We start from the raw sequence: 14,329 nt of genomic DNA on the forward strand, positions 1-14,329 counted from the left end.
ACACTACATGAAATAGACCTGTTGCGACGATTACTGGACAGTCTTGGGTAATATTATTCGCGTCCGCGATGTATCAAAGATGATCTCCATGGAACTGCTTGCCGCCTGCGTGACGACATGTCAGCCAGCCGAAATCGTCATGGCTCCGGTATCGGAAAGACCAGCCACGAAGAAGAGCAATATTTCTCTCCCTATAGAACAACTGCGACGCCGAGAGCGTCTGAACATTCGCCATGGCGCTCGATGTGCAGCCGAAGGAACCGCGCCCAAATGGGATCAGCCGCCTCCAAGCCAGATGAGGGGTCCGAACAAATTTCCCTTATAATCTGGCGATTGGACCCCGAACTATGGAGGAATCGCCCTGCCCACGCTCTCTAAATTGGCGGGGTTCGAGTTCAGGATTGTTCAGGATATGCCACTAGCTGAGGAGTGTCTTTCGGCGCGATCATACGCATTCGATGCCGTGGCGCTGAGTTATAGGCTTCCGCCACAGCCTGCGCTTCGAAGGCGAATTTCACGTGCCAGCATGTGTCGGCGGAGGAGCGGTGTGCCCATTCTCTAATCAGTCTTGAAAGCGACTCATGATCGAATCGAGCACCCCGGAGAGGGTGTTGGCCTTGCCACGGCCAATCTCAATTAGCCCCAATCGTGAAGGCGAAGCTGCCAAAAATTGAAAAATTCACAAAAAATGTTGATCCCGCCTTGGCGGCAGGATTCCAGTCACGTCCATCAGGTTTTCCTAATCTTTTCAATGGGTGGGTGTCGCCATGGTTGTAGAAAGAATAATTCGCGGTCTGCGAGATATATAGTTTGTCCCAATTTGGGCGAATCGGATTTCCGCAAATATTTCAAAATGAAACTTGGGAGTGATCTGGATATTGTGGCAGCAATATGGCTATGTTTCTCAAGTACTTACTGTTTCTAAGCTGTTGCGCCCTTCAAAACGTCGTCCTATAACCCCCGCCGCAACAGATGATTAACCACAAAATATTAGACAACGCTGAAGTTGAGGAACAAAACCATGACAACATACTACGTAGCTTCGAGCAGCAGCGGCGGTAACGGCAGTGCCACCTCCCCTTTTCGCACGATCAGTGAGGCGATGGCTTCGGACCTTAAGCCTGGCGACGAGGTCGTGGTGAAACCGGGGACATACAACGAGAGCATCAACATCGATAAGGACGGCTCGGCGGCAGGCGACATCACGCTCCGCTCGGAAGTGCCCGGCGGGGCGCTGATCCGGCCGCCCGCGGGCTCGTGGAACGCGATCAGTGTCAACGCCAACCACGTGGTAATCGACGGCTTTGATATCGGCGGCGCCCAAGGCGACGGCATCGAAGCGAACAACGTCCACCACGTCCAGATCCTCAACAACAAGGTCCACGGCAGCGGGGAGTCGGGCATCCAGTTCAACCAGTCGGACTTCGTCCACATCGAAGGCAACGAGACTTACAATAACGCTTCGACAGGCTGGTTCTCGGGCATCTCCATCTACCAGAACCGGAACATCACCGGTGATACCTCGACGGACGGATACCGGAACATCGTGCGCAACAACATTTCGCACGACAACGTCACAAAGTCTGGTGAGCACACCGACGGCAACGGCATCATCATCGACGATTTCCAGAGCACCCAGGCGAGCGGTAACCCGAACTACACTTTCAAGACCCTGGTCGACAACAACCTCGTCTACGGGAACGGCGGCAAAGGCATTCAGGTTACCTGGAGCGACTCCGTCACTGTGTCGAACAACACCGCATACCACAACAATCAGGACCCGCTGAACTCCGGCACTTGGCGGGGCGAGCTCAGCAACTCGGCATCGAGCAACAACACCTGGGTCAATAACATTGGCGTAGCCGACCCGTCGGTGAACCAGAACAACACTGCGATCGATAACACGTCAAGCGGCGGCACCAACAACAATGTCGTCTGGGCCAACAACATCACCTATAACGGCACGGCCGGCCAGGCCTCGGTCAAGACGGACGGCGGCAACGCGATGCCGAGCACGGCGAACGGCAACCAGCTCGGCGTTGACCCTAAATTCTTAGGGGCATCGAGCGACAACTTCCACCTCAGCTCCAGCTCGACGGCGATCGACCACGGGACCAGCAAGTACGGCGTCAGCTCCGTCGATCTGGACGGCGACCATCGCGTCGTTGGAACTGTCGACATGGGTGCCTATGAATCCGGCTCCAGCCCGACATCGGGAACGCCAACCACGCCGACTTCGCCAACAGCGCCAACTTCGCCGACAGCGCCGACAGCGCCGACCGCGCCGACCGCGCCGACCGCGCCGACGTCGCCAACCTCACCGACTTCGCCGACGCAACCGACTTCGCCGACGCAACCGACTTCGCCGACCACCACGAAGGAATATACCGGCACCAATGGCAACGACATCATGCCACATACCGGTCAGTCCAACGGCGGCAACGAAATCTTCAAGGGTCTCGCCGGCAATGACGTGTTGAAGGGCGGTGCCGGCGCGGACGTGCTCGATGGCGGTAATGGCAACGACACGGCCAGCTATGCGGGTTCCGACGCGGGGGTCCATGTCAGCTTGGCGACTTGGACCGCATCGGGCGGGCACGCCACCGGTGACAAGCTCGTCAGCATCGAAAACGTGACCGGCTCCAGCTATGACGACGTGCTGGCCGGCGGCAATAACGGCGGCAACGTTCTCAATGGCGGGGCCGGCGCGGACAAGCTTGACGGCGGCGCCGGCGCGGACGTCATCATTGGCGGTGCCGGAAAGGACATCATGACCGGTGGCACCAGCTCGGATACATTTGTCTTCAAGACTGCGACGGAAACTGGGTCCGGCTCGAACCGTGACGTCATCAGCGACTTCCAGCACGGCGTGGATAAGATCGACCTCTCGGCGATCGATGCGAATGGCTCTGCGCAGGGCGATGCAGCCTTCCATTTCCAGGCGCAGGAGAATGCCTTGTTCGACAAGAAGGCTGGCGCGCTCGCGTGGCACTACGAGGACGACCATACCGTTATCCAGGCCGATTTGAACGGCGACGGTGTTCATGACTTCGAGATTCAGCTGCAGGGCCACGTCCAGCTGGGAGCAGGCGATTTTCTCCTGTAACAATACCCGTTGCGGCGGTCGTCCGATCGCCGCAGCAATCGTGCCAACGGCGGAGCAAAACCCGCCACGCGGCGCGCAAAAGTCAGGCTACTTCGGCGCGTGGATGGGGCCCATCCGCGCGCTGCGATTTTTCGACAGCGTCAGCCGGCCTTTCGGGCGCGGCTTTGCGCGAGCTGTTGCCATTCGTCTCGACGATGTTGATGTGGTGGGTTATGCGGTCGGGCGCTCGCCCGGCAATTTGCATCAATTCACACCAAAAAGCTTCTTGGATCGGTCAGCCGTTTGATTTGCAACGAACGTCTGCCCACCTCTATCATGGATCCCATTTTCTTAGGAGTGCCTGCTGGTTCCTGACCCATATCGCTGGCAAGGCCCGACAGAATCAAAGAAGAAGGACAAAGCCGAGGCTGATTTTTCGCGCGGCCAAGAAGAGTTGGCCGAAGCCTAACGCCTTGCCTCGCAGCTGGAGCTCGAAGCAGCGCAATGACTGGTGCGATTAGCGATACCGTCGGTCCAACACCGTACGGAACCTAGTCGATCGCTCTTTCGTTAAAGCAGTAGGAAAGCACGGGGGTTCCTCCTGTGCGATCCGTTGTCACGACTTGCCCCGCTTCGGCGGGGTTTTTTTGACCGAATACCGCCCCTAAACCATTCCCCAATGAGGGGTGAGCGTCCAGAAAAACAATAAAAACAAACACTTGAAAAGCAGGTGGCGACCCCTGCAGGAATCGAACCTGCGACAACCTGCTTAGAAGGCAGGTGCTCTATCCAGCTGAGCTAAGGGGCCGTCCGGCGGTCACGTTCAAAGAGCGCGACCGAATGCGCCATATGTGGACGAGAAATCTCAATGCGTCCAGGGCTGCGTGCGGGTATAGCGGAAATTATCCGGATAGGCCACAACCTGGCGGGCCGGATCCTTCGGCGCGATGACGCGGTATTCGATGCCGTTGCGCTGGGCGTAGGATTCGGCAAGCGCCTGCGTTTCGAAGGTGAGCTTTACCTGCTGGCGCATGTCGCCCGAGGAGGTGTAGCCCATGATCGGATCGATCTTGCGCGGCGATTCCTGATCGAATTCAAGCACCCAGAGATGGGTCTTGGCCTTGCCGGACTGCATGGCGGTCTTAGCAGGACGATAGATCTTGGCAGACATGACTGCGGCATCTCCGAATATGCGGGGACAGAGCGCCCCGCCTTTCATGGTCTCAATCCCGTTGCCGGGCCCTTGCTTCGTCGTTTGCGATAACGCGAAGAGTTGAATTTTGCTTATCCGCGAATCCCCGTTTTTTCAAGAAAAAAGCGGATCGCGACGCCGCTGCCACAGCCACAATCCGCCAATGTATTGGGGAGCAAGGCTTATCGTTAACTGGGGCGGCTCAGCACATTCATCGCTCATGTCGATTGCCATTCCACCTAAATCCGCAGGCATTCCAGGCGATTGCGCAATATTACCAATTGTCTCATGTTGTGATCACAGGGTGATTGCCGCAGCCGGCCGCGGGCACTAGTTTGCGGCTCAATCGGCTTCAGTGGATGCGCGCATGATGAGACGTTCGACAGAGTTCAATGCCATTATGATAGGAGCTGGCATCACCGCTTTCTTCTATGTCGCTATCAGCTATGCCCAATATATCGGCCTGATCGCCCGCGGCTAAGGCTGATCGCCCTGACGTCCAATTGCGCCTCACAGGTAAATTGAAGGCCGACCGGGATTTTCCTCTTGCGTCCACAGGCCTGGTGAGAAATCTCCGGCCACAGCTGGATTTATGGGTTGCGACGACGAAGTGAACCGTGTATTCCCGCTGCCAATCACGGCACGGAGTGTAGCGCAGTCTGGTAGCGCATCTGGTTTGGGACCAGAGGGTCGGGAGTTCGAATCTCTCCACTCCGACCATTCAATATTCTGATTTCTTGGATTTCTTGTTGGCCACATCGCACCTCGCGAGCTGGTGCGCCGTCACTTCGCCTTCGTCGTCGTGGCGCTCAAGATTCTGTCGCCCGGCTTGATTCCGAATTTGCCGACGATGCCGGCATTGAGTTCGACGACGTATTTCACCGGGCTCATCGAATCGATGATCTCGCGTGAATAGGGTTTTGCGTTTTCCTTGATGTGGCGGATCGTGCCGGTGTCGTCGGCAAAGAGCATGTCGAGCGGCAGGATGGTGTTCTCCATCCACATGGCAACGCGCCGTGTTTGCCCGAAATCGAAAATCATGCCGGCGTCATCAGCCATCGACTTGCGAAACATCAGCCCGCGGGCGCGCTGATCACCGGTGGCGGCGACCTCGACGGTAAAATGCAGCATCTTGCCGGCGGCTGTCTGGATGAGCAGCGGCTCCCTTTCGAACCGCATCTCCTCCTCAGCCAAAGCCGGCAGGGCGACCAAGAAAAAAAGCGCCATGACGGCGCTTCTGATCGCATGAAACGGGACGATGCCGCGCATGTCAGTGCGACCGGCTTGCCGGGCTCGGAACGTCGGGATGGATCTCTGCGGCCATCAGGCCCTTTTCGCCATCGCCGAAGCGGACGAGGACCACCTGGCCGGGGCGCAGCTCCGTCAGCCCGAAGCGGCGCAGCGTCTCCATGTGCACAAAAATGTCTTCGGTGCCCTCACCGCGCGTCAGGAAGCCGAAGCCCTTGGTACGGTTGAACCACTTGACAAGCGCCCGCTCGAGCCCGCTCGTGGCGGTAACCTGCACATGGGTGCGCACCGGCGGCAGCTGCGAAGGATGAATGGCGGTCGACTGATCCATCGAGAGGATCTTGAAAGCCTGGTAGCCGCGCTCGCGGCGCTGGACGAGAGCGACGATGCGCGTCCCCTCGAGGATCGTCTGATAGCCGTCGCGACGCAGGCAAGTCACGTGCAGGAGAACATCCTGCATGCCGTTATCAGGCACGATGAAGCCGAAGCCCTTGGCGACGTCGAACCACTTGACGACACCGGTGATTTCAACAAGATCGACCGCTTCCGACGACAGCTCGTCGACATCGGTGTATGCGTTCGATGAAATCCTATCAGCCATTATCGCCAGCCCCTCGAATACGCGTCACACTGTTACGGTTAACTGATTCTTGAAATCAAGATTAACATCTTGGTAACGGATAAGCGCAAGTCCTAGTTTTCGGTTATTCCCAGCTGCACATTTTATAAAGATGACTTGCCCGAAGCTGACCTCGGCTCGCCAAAAAGGCCAGCCCCTATAAAGGAGTAGATAGAATGCGTTATCTTCATACGATGGTTCGCGTCAAAGATCTGGACGCTTCGCTTGCCTTCTATACCACGCTGTTTGGACTGGAGGAGATTCGCCGCCACGAAAACGAGAAGGGCCGCTTTACCCTGGTTTTCCTGGCCGCTCGCGACGATCTCGACCGTGCGCGCAGCGAAAAGGCCCCCTGCCTCGAGCTCACTTACAACTGGGATACGGAGGATTATAGCGGCGGACGCAATTTCGGCCACCTCGCCTATGAGGTGGATGATATTTACGCGATCTGCCAAAAGCTGATGGATAACGGCATTACCATCAACCGACCGCCGCGCGACGGCAACATGGCCTTCGTGCGCTCGCCCGACGGCATTTCGATCGAAATCCTGCAGAAGGGAAGCCCGCTTCCGGCCGCCGAACCCTGGGCTTCCATGGGCAATACCGGCGCCTGGTAATGGTTTTGGCCGCAAGGCTTTTGCGAAGCTTGCGGCTTTTGCGATTTCGGGTCCGGCCGGCGCCTTGACGCTTGCCGCGATCCGGCCCCGCAGGCAATCTCCCGGTGACTCGAAGCGGAAGATGGCGATATCTCGCCGTTTTCGCATCAACCGGAGACCGATTGCTTGCGTGACTTTGAGATGCGGATGCCCATTACGGGCGCATTGCTGATCGCCACCTCGATGCTGGCGCTTTCCGGCTGCGTATCGAACAAGAAGACGCTCGATTCGGCCGCAGCTGTTCCGGCGACGGCGGCCGCAGCGCCACAGCTTGGCGCAACGGCGCCCGTGAAATCTGCCCCGCGCTCAGTCTATACCGACCCCCGCCTCGTCAATGTCTCCGGCGCCGAGGCCGCGCCACAGGTCGTGGCAGGCGATGCGAATGCCGCCGTCCCGCCGGCCGATCCGGCAATGGTGGCGCCTGCCAATATAGGCGGGCTCGTCATGCAGTCGACACGGATTAATGCGCAGGCGATGAGCATCTTTTCGGATCACCAGCCGCCGCCACAGAACAACAGCACGTCCACCGTCATTCAGCCGCAGGCCTATGCGCCCACGGAAGGAGTGGACCCTACAAAAAGCAGCGTCTACAGCCAGCCGATCATGCCCTCACAGCCGGCCGCCCCGGTGCTGCCGCAGCAATCGTCCGAAAATTCCGGCACGCAGCCTGCGCCCGTACAAACAGCCTCGCTGGCGATAGGCGGTATGCCCGCCTCGACGACAAACGCGCTTTACAGCGCTCCGAAGCAGAACCTGCTCGGCAGTCTTTCCGGCCTTTTGCACAAAGTGGCCCTGCCCGGCATGACGCGTGTTGCGCCGAACGGGCTGCACGTCCAGAACGACAATGTCGAGGTCGGCTGCTTCAAACCGGACCTGCTGAAAGTGATCAAGACGGTCGAAAACCATTTCGGCCGGCCTGTCATCATCACGTCAGGCTATCGCGACGAAGAACATAACCGCCTGGTCGGTGGGGCTGACGAATCGATGCACAAGAGCTGTGAGGCCGCGGACATTCAGATCGACGGCGTCTCCAAGTGGGATATCGCCGCGTATATAAGATCCTTGCCGGATCGCGGCGGGGTCGGCACCTATTGCCACACCGACTCGGTCCACATCGACACCGGCAAGACCCGGGACTGGAACTGGGGCTGCGGCGGCAAACGGGCACCCTTAACCACCGCAAGAGCGATCTGACATCGTCGACGCGAAGTTCCCTCACCCCACGTCAGCTGAATTTCACCTGCTTCTGGAAGGCTGTACAAGCCTTTGATTCGCCAGTGGTAATTTTAAATAGTACTGCCACTGGAATATCTGTCATTTTTTTGAAAAAAATCGAATTTGCCGCTTGCGGCTTTCGAAGGTGCTGACTATAAGGGCGCCACCACGAAGGAAGCGCCCTTCGTCTATCGGTTAGGACACCAGATTTTCATTCTGGGAAGAGGGGTTCGACTCCCCTAGGGCGTGCCACTTTCTCTTCATACAGAAGCCATCGCATCCGCTTGCAGAAGCTCGCGCGCACGCCTATTTTATCGAGACTGGCCTGCGCCCTTCGTCTATCGGTTAGGACGACAGATTCTCATTCTGTAAAGAGGGGTTCGACTCCCCTAGGGCGTACCATCGAAATTATGATTGCCGCCAACCACCCATCGGTTTGATATTCCAGCCATCCACCGCCCGTAGCGCCGTGGTTTTCCACAGCTCAAAAAAATCGGCGAAAACTGTGATTTTTTCGCGCCTTGGCGCTTGCGGCTTTCGAAGGTGCTGACTATAAGGGCGCCACCACGAAGGAAGCGCCCTTCGTCTATCGGTTAGGACACCAGATTTTCATTCTGGGAAGAGGGGTTCGACTCCCCTAGGGCGTGCCACTTTCTTCCTTTAATTTTCTCATCCGAGACTCTTTTTCGTGACCGTTCTATTTCGCTGGCGCTGCGTCGCAGACGCGCAGCTGGACGCGGCGTGCGCCTTGATAATGTTCGGCGCCGAGCGAGCCTGCGACATGGAGGCTCGCGCCGCGTGAATTGATGAGAAGATTGCCGAGGCCGGTATCGGCGGCGCGAAAGGCGATTCCATCGAGCCGCGACCCGTCCATCGCCTCCAGCGTCACCTTCACATGTTTCTCGCCGACGAGGCGCGCGTCTCGCACCCGATGCGCCGGTACGGCAAAGAGCGGCTGAGCGTGGCCGGAGCCATAGGGACCGGCGGCTTCCAGGCGGTCAATGAGTTCAAGCGTGGCGCCGCTTGCGCCGATTGCGCCATCGATCTTCAATGTCTCGTTGGCGACGAGGCTCGCCACCGTCCTTGCGGCCTTCTCGGTAAAGAAGGTCCTCAACCTGCCGAGATCGGCGCGCTCGACCGTCAGCCCCGCCGCCATGGCATGGCCGCCACCCTTGATGAGGATGCCCTCCTCGACCGCAGCCCGCACCATCCTGCCCATGTCGAAACCATTGATGGAGCGGCCTGAGCCGGTGCCGCGGCCGGAGGGATCGAAAGCGATCGCGAAGGCGGGCCGCTTGAATTTCTCCTTCAGCCGCGCGGCGATCAACCCAACGATGCCCGGATGCCACTTCTCATGGGCGGTGACGATGACGGAGGCGCCCTCGCCGTCGCCATATTCGGCCAGCGCCTCGGCTTCCGCCTCCTGCAGCATCATCGCCTCCATCGCCTGACGTTCACGGTTGAGCTCGTCGAGGCGCTGTGCGATCATTTCCGCCTCACCGGCATCATCGAGCGTCAGCAGGCGGCTTCCGAGCGCGGCATCGCCGATCCGTCCACCGGCATTGATGCGCGGGCCGATCAGAAAGCCGAAATGATAGGGGGTCACGGGGCCCGCGAGCCCCGCCTTGCGGAAGAGCGCGGCAAGCCCGGCATTGCTCTGGTGCCGGGCAGCAACCAGCCCCTTCACCACATAGGCGCGGTTGAGCCCCTTCAGCGGCACGACATCGCAGACCGTCGCAAGCGCCACGATGTCAAGCCATTGCAGCAGATCGAGCGCCAGGATGCGTTTGTTGCCGGCCGCGCGCAACAGCCGCAATGTCGCGACCAGCACCATGAAGACGACGCCGGCTGCGCAAAGATGCCCCTGCCCCGACAGATCGTCTTCACGGTTCGGATTGACGAGCGCATGGCAGGGCGGCAGCTCATGTGTCACCTGGTGGTGATCGATGACGACGACATCGATGTTGCGCGCGGCAGCGGCCGCAAGCGCGTCGTGACTGGTGGAGCCGCAATCGACGGTGACGATCAGCCCGGCGCCATTGTCGATCAGCTGGTTGATCGCCGCCGGATTGGGGCCATAACCTTCAAAGATGCGGTCGGGAATGTAGATGTTCGCCTTGACGCCGAAATGGCTTAGAAAGCGGAACATCAGCGCCGAGGAAGCCGCGCCGTCGACGTCGTAGTCGCCGAAAATCGCCACGCTCTCGCCGCGCTCGATTGCAAGCAAGAGACGGGTTGCCGCCTTCTCGCAATCGGTCAGCGTGTGGGGATCGGGCATCAGGCTGCGGATCGTCGGGTCGAGGAATTCGACCGCTTCGTCAACCGGGACGCCGCGTCCTGCGAGAACGCGGGCGATCAGATCCGGCAGCCCGTGAACCTGCGCCATGGCGAGCGCCCGGTTCTGGCCGGCCTGGTCGAGTCTTGCAACCCAGCGATTGTCGAGTGCGGATTTCTCCACGCCGAGAAACGCGCGCTGTACCGGATCGACGAGATCTGCCATGCCAAACTCCGCTAACTTTATCTGTTCTTTCTACAGGAGCAGCGGAGATAACACAGTGACGGATTTCCAGACACGATTTTTACCAGAAGATCAGCCAGACGATCACGGCGATGCCGCCGATCTGCACCAACAAGACCGAAAACAGCGTCAGCAGAATGGCCCAGTTGCGGCCTTCCGTATGTTCGTCGTCAAAAGCCTCGTCATGGCTCACTTCACGAATGTCACTGTGCAGCGGCTTGAGGATGTCCGCAAACATCGCAGGGCGGGCTGGCGGCACCTTGCTCGGACTGCCATGCTCTTTTCCGGCGTGGCTGTCCTTGCTCATGAAATGCTCCACGCCGACGACTCACCATCTGTGGTTTTATTTATAGCAGTATTTCGGCATTTGGTAATATAGACTTCCGCAAGGGGAGGCTGAACGATTAACAAAAAATCCGCCCTGCCAGAGACAGGGCGGTTCATACTTCGGAAAACGCTTTAACACTCTGAAGCTGCGCATCGTGCTTTCCGAAAATCGAATCCGATTTTCGGGCCGACGCGCTAGGCTTCTTCTTTCGGCCGTTCGATACGGATTACCTGCGGCTCGCCGAAGAGATAGCCTTCCGACTTTATCGAAGCGACCGCCCTGCGCACGGACTCCTCCATCGTCGCATGGGTGACGAGAATGATCGTCTGGTGATGCGATGGCGCCAGGTGCTGCGTGGAGCGCTGAACGATCGATTCGAGCGAGATGTGGTTTTCCGCCATGCGGGTGGCGACGCTTGCAAAGACGCCGGTGCGGTCGAGCACAGTCAGGCGGATGAAATATCCGCCCTCGTGGCTCTGCATCTGTGCCTTGCGGTAAGGCTCCAGCGCCTTTGCGGGATGACCGAGCACCGGGACGCGCTGAGCGCCCGGCTGGCTCTTGGCGATATCGGCGATATCGCCAAGCACGGACGAGGCCGTCGCGTTGCCGCCAGCGCCTGGACCGACCATCAGCAGTTCGCCGAGGACGTCGGACTCAATTGCCACCGCATTGGTAACGCCGTCGACTTGGGCGATGACGGAATCGATCGGGACCATGGTCGGGTGTACACGCTGTTCGATGCCGGTCTCGGTGCGCTGGGCAACGCCGAGCAGCTTGATGCGGTAACCGAGTTCGGCCGCGGCGTGGATGTCCTCGATCGAGATATTGGTGATGCCTTCGAGATAGATATCGTCGGCTGCGATGCGATTGCCGAAGGCAAGCGTCGTCAGGATGGCGAGCTTGTGGGCGGTATCGTTGCCCTCGATATCGAAGGCGGGATCGGCTTCGGCATAACCCAGCCGCTGCGCTTCCTTGAGGCATTCGGCGAAGGAAAGCCCCTCCTTCTCCATCTTGGTCAGGATGTAGTTGCAGGTGCCGTTCATGATGCCGTAGATGCGCGAGACGGCGTTACCCGTCAGCGATTCGCGCAGCGCCTTGATGACGGGGATGCCGCCGGCGACCGCCGCCTCGAAATTCAACAGCGAGCCCTTCTCTTCCGCGATCGTCGCAAACTCGACGCCGTGATAGGCGAGCAGCGCCTTGTTGGCTGTCACCACATGGAGACCGCGCTGCAGCGCGGCGCGCACCGAGACGTTGGCAGCCCCTTCGGCACCGCCCATCAGTTCGACGAAGACGTCGATATCACCCTTTTCGGCCAGATCCTCAGGCCGATCGAACCAGGTGACGGCAGAAAGATCGACGCCCCGGTCTCGCGTTTTGTCGCGGGCGGAAACCGCGGTGATCGTAATCGGACGTCCGCAGGTGACGGCAAGCTCGTTGCTTTTCTGCTGAATGATGCGGACAAGCGAGGCGCCAACGGTGCCTAAGCCCGCAATGCCGATTTTGAGGGCATCTGCCATGGATCGATCCTGAAATGTCTGTGTGGCGGCAGCCGCCGAATGCGGCTGCCCAAGAGTTGGAATTAACGGTGGGCGTTCAGCGAGATGACGTTATGCATCGTCTCGTCTGCCGTCGACATGAACTTTTTGATATTGCGCGCAGCCTGACGGATGCGGTGTTCATTCTCGACAAGCGCCAGACGGACATAGTCGTCGCCCATCTCGCCGAATCCGATGCCGGGAGCAACGGCGACGTCGGCCTTCTCGACCAGCAGCTTGGAAAACTCCAGCGAACCGAGATGACGGAACTTTTCCGGAATTTTCGCCCAGGCGAACATGGTGGCTGCCGGCGGCGGCACTTCAAAGCCTGCCTTGCCGAAGCTTTCGACCATGACGTCGCGGCGGCGCTTATAGACATTGCGCACTTCGGCAATATCGGAGCCGTCGCCATTCAGCGCATGCGTCGCCGCCACCTGGATTGGCGTGAAGGCGCCGTAGTCGAGGTAGGACTTGACGCGGGTGAGCGCAGCGATCAGCCGCTCATTTCCGACGGCAAAGCCCATGCGCCAGCCGGGCATGGAAAAGGTCTTCGACATCGAGGTGAACTCGACCGTCACATCCATTGCGCCCGGCACTTCGAGGACCGAAGGCGGCGGAGCGCCGTCGAAATAGATCTCCGAATAGGCAAGATCGGACAGCACGATGATGTCGTGCTTCTTGGCGAAGGCGACGACGTCCTTGTAGAAATCGAGCGTCGCGACAAAGGCCGTCGGGTTCGAGGGATAGTTGAGGATCAGCGCCAGGGGCTTCGGGATCGAATGCCGGACCGCGCGCTCAAGCGGCGGGAAGAAGGTCTCGTCCGGCTCCACCGACATCGAGCGGATCACGCCGCCGGCCATCAGGAAGCCGAAGGCGTGAATCGGATAGGTTGGATTCGGGCAGAGGATCACGTCGCCGGGCGCGGTGATCGCCTGCGCCATATTGGCGAAGCCTTCCTTGGAGCCGAGGGTGGCGACCACCTGCGTATCCGGGTTGAGTTTGACGCCGAAGCGGCGGGCATAATAGGCGGCCTGGGCGCGGCGCAGACCGGGAATGCCCTTGGAGGAGGAATAACGGTGCGTGCGCGGATCCTGCACGACCTCGCAGAGCTTATCGACGATCGCCTGGGGGGTGGGAAGGTCAGGGTTTCCCATGCCGAGATCGATGATATCGGCGCCGCCCGCTCGCGCGCTTGCTTTCAAACGGTTGACCTGTTCGAAAACATAAGGCGGCAAACGCCGGACTTTGTGAAACTCTTCCATTTCATTCCCCGTGGAAAGGCGGCATTTCGGGCCGCGGTCGAAGTTCGTTCCGTCTCCCGGCGGCTGCGACACGAACTTCACAATCGCAGCGCCGTATTCATCAGACCCAAGCCAAGCGGCAAATCTTTGACGGAAAGGCCGCACAACCTTGCATTATCGGGAAAATCGCATCTTCCGATCCATCCGGAAGGCTTTGCGTCCAAATTGCCTGAAAGGCAAGGCTTATTTGGATATTTCGGAGAGCGTCTGCGGACCATGCTCGGCGGCGAGGCGGCGCATTTCGGCGACCTTGGCCTGATATTCGGCTTCCGAGATCGTGCCGGCCTTGCGCCGGCCGGCAAGCGCGGTCAACTGATGCTGCAGTTCGGCCGCCTGCTCATCGCTCATCTGGACGTTGGCCGCCGTCAGCGGCGCACCGAAATTCGGATAGCCGTCCGGTGATTTCGTCAGACCGCCTTCAACCGCCTCACCCTTGGTTGCCGGCATGACGACGGCGGTCGGCGCCGCTCGCTTGGCGGCAGCTGCGGCTTTTTCCTCCGCCGTCAGATTGCATCCGGCAAGGGTCATCGCCGCCGCGGCGCAGATTAATGCGGTGCGGTTGAAGGTTGCGATGCGCCGAATGCCGTTCTTGATCATGCCTCAAAATCCAGTTCTGATTGCCTCGACTG

The 14,329-nt window shown here is 59.3% G+C and carries 11 protein-coding genes and 5 tRNA genes; 7 read left to right on the forward strand and 9 right to left on the reverse strand.

Annotation, left to right across the window (positions count from 1 at the left end; translation table 11 throughout):
- Nucleotides 1-1,021: 1,021 nt before the first annotated feature.
- Nucleotides 1,022-3,106, forward strand: a complete 2,085-nt coding sequence (locus tag CO660_RS10355; RefSeq protein ID WP_097598608.1) for a choice-of-anchor Q domain-containing protein — start codon at nt 1,022-1,024, stop codon at nt 3,104-3,106.
- A 710-nt stretch (nt 3,107-3,816) separates the two neighbouring features.
- Here the strand turns inward: CO660_RS10355 and CO660_RS10365 are convergent.
- Nucleotides 3,817-3,893: transfer RNA gene (locus CO660_RS10365), tRNA-Arg, on the reverse strand.
- A 57-nt stretch (nt 3,894-3,950) separates the two neighbouring features.
- On the reverse strand, nt 3,951-4,256 hold the full coding sequence (locus CO660_RS10370) for an ETC complex I subunit (RefSeq protein WP_085778028.1): 306 nt from the start codon (nt 4,254-4,256) through the stop codon (nt 3,951-3,953).
- Between the two features lie 664 nt (nt 4,257-4,920).
- Here CO660_RS10370 and CO660_RS10375 point away from each other — a divergent pair.
- A tRNA-Pro gene (locus CO660_RS10375) sits at nt 4,921-4,997 on the forward strand.
- A 63-nt stretch (nt 4,998-5,060) separates the two neighbouring features.
- Here CO660_RS10375 and CO660_RS10380 read toward each other — a convergent pair.
- On the reverse strand, nt 5,061-5,546 hold the full coding sequence (locus CO660_RS10380) for a DUF192 domain-containing protein (RefSeq protein WP_097598610.1): 486 nt from the start codon (nt 5,544-5,546) through the stop codon (nt 5,061-5,063).
- Nucleotide 5,547: 1 nt separating this feature from the next.
- The gene (locus CO660_RS10385) at nt 5,548-6,126 is read right to left on the reverse strand and encodes a cold-shock protein (RefSeq protein ID WP_064802232.1); all 579 of its coding nucleotides are present in this window, start codon (nt 6,124-6,126) and stop codon (nt 5,548-5,550) included.
- A gap of 194 nt (nt 6,127-6,320) precedes the next feature.
- Here CO660_RS10385 and gloA point away from each other — a divergent pair, with 194 nt between their 5' ends.
- The 5 genes from gloA to CO660_RS10410 all read left to right on the forward strand — a co-directional run bounded on the left by gloA (nt 6,321) and on the right by CO660_RS10410 (nt 8,665).
- Nucleotides 6,321-6,761: a lactoylglutathione lyase gene (gloA, locus tag CO660_RS10390; protein ID WP_085778026.1), complete on the forward strand. Its 441-nt coding sequence runs from the start codon at nt 6,321-6,323 to the stop codon at nt 6,759-6,761.
- A 165-nt stretch (nt 6,762-6,926) separates the two neighbouring features.
- Entirely contained in the window at nt 6,927-7,994 is a 1,068-nt protein-coding gene (locus CO660_RS10395; protein WP_097598611.1) for a D-Ala-D-Ala carboxypeptidase family metallohydrolase, read from the forward strand.
- Between the two features lie 198 nt (nt 7,995-8,192).
- Nucleotides 8,193-8,267, forward strand: a tRNA-Glu gene (locus CO660_RS10400).
- Between the two features lie 75 nt (nt 8,268-8,342).
- A tRNA-Glu gene (locus CO660_RS10405) sits at nt 8,343-8,417 on the forward strand.
- Nucleotides 8,418-8,590: 173 nt separating this feature from the next.
- Nucleotides 8,591-8,665, forward strand: a tRNA-Glu gene (locus CO660_RS10410).
- 47 nt (nt 8,666-8,712) lie between these two features.
- On the opposite strand, the gene recJ is transcribed toward CO660_RS10410, so the two are convergent.
- The 5 genes from recJ to CO660_RS10435 form a co-directional block, all read right to left on the reverse strand.
- Nucleotides 8,713-10,515, reverse strand: a complete 1,803-nt coding sequence (gene recJ / locus CO660_RS10415) for a single-stranded-DNA-specific exonuclease RecJ (RefSeq protein ID WP_097598612.1) — start codon at nt 10,513-10,515, stop codon at nt 8,713-8,715.
- A gap of 79 nt (nt 10,516-10,594) precedes the next feature.
- Nucleotides 10,595-10,840, reverse strand: a complete 246-nt coding sequence (locus CO660_RS10420; RefSeq protein WP_097598613.1) for a hypothetical protein — start codon at nt 10,838-10,840, stop codon at nt 10,595-10,597.
- A 215-nt stretch (nt 10,841-11,055) separates the two neighbouring features.
- Nucleotides 11,056-12,381 carry a homoserine dehydrogenase gene (locus tag CO660_RS10425; protein WP_097598614.1) on the reverse strand — a complete coding sequence of 442 codons (1,326 nt, stop codon included), beginning with the start codon at nt 12,379-12,381 and terminating at the stop codon, nt 11,056-11,058.
- Between the two features lie 62 nt (nt 12,382-12,443).
- Nucleotides 12,444-13,661, reverse strand: a complete 1,218-nt coding sequence (locus CO660_RS10430; RefSeq protein WP_097598741.1) for an LL-diaminopimelate aminotransferase — start codon at nt 13,659-13,661, stop codon at nt 12,444-12,446.
- A 222-nt stretch (nt 13,662-13,883) separates the two neighbouring features.
- Nucleotides 13,884-14,297 (reverse strand): hypothetical protein, encoded by a 414-nt coding sequence (locus CO660_RS10435; protein ID WP_097598615.1) that lies wholly within the window; start codon nt 14,295-14,297, stop codon nt 13,884-13,886.
- Nucleotides 14,298-14,329: the final 32 nt, after the last annotated feature.

Source organism: Rhizobium sp. L9 (assembly GCF_002531885.1).
Lineage (GTDB): Bacteria > Pseudomonadota > Alphaproteobacteria > Rhizobiales > Rhizobiaceae > Rhizobium.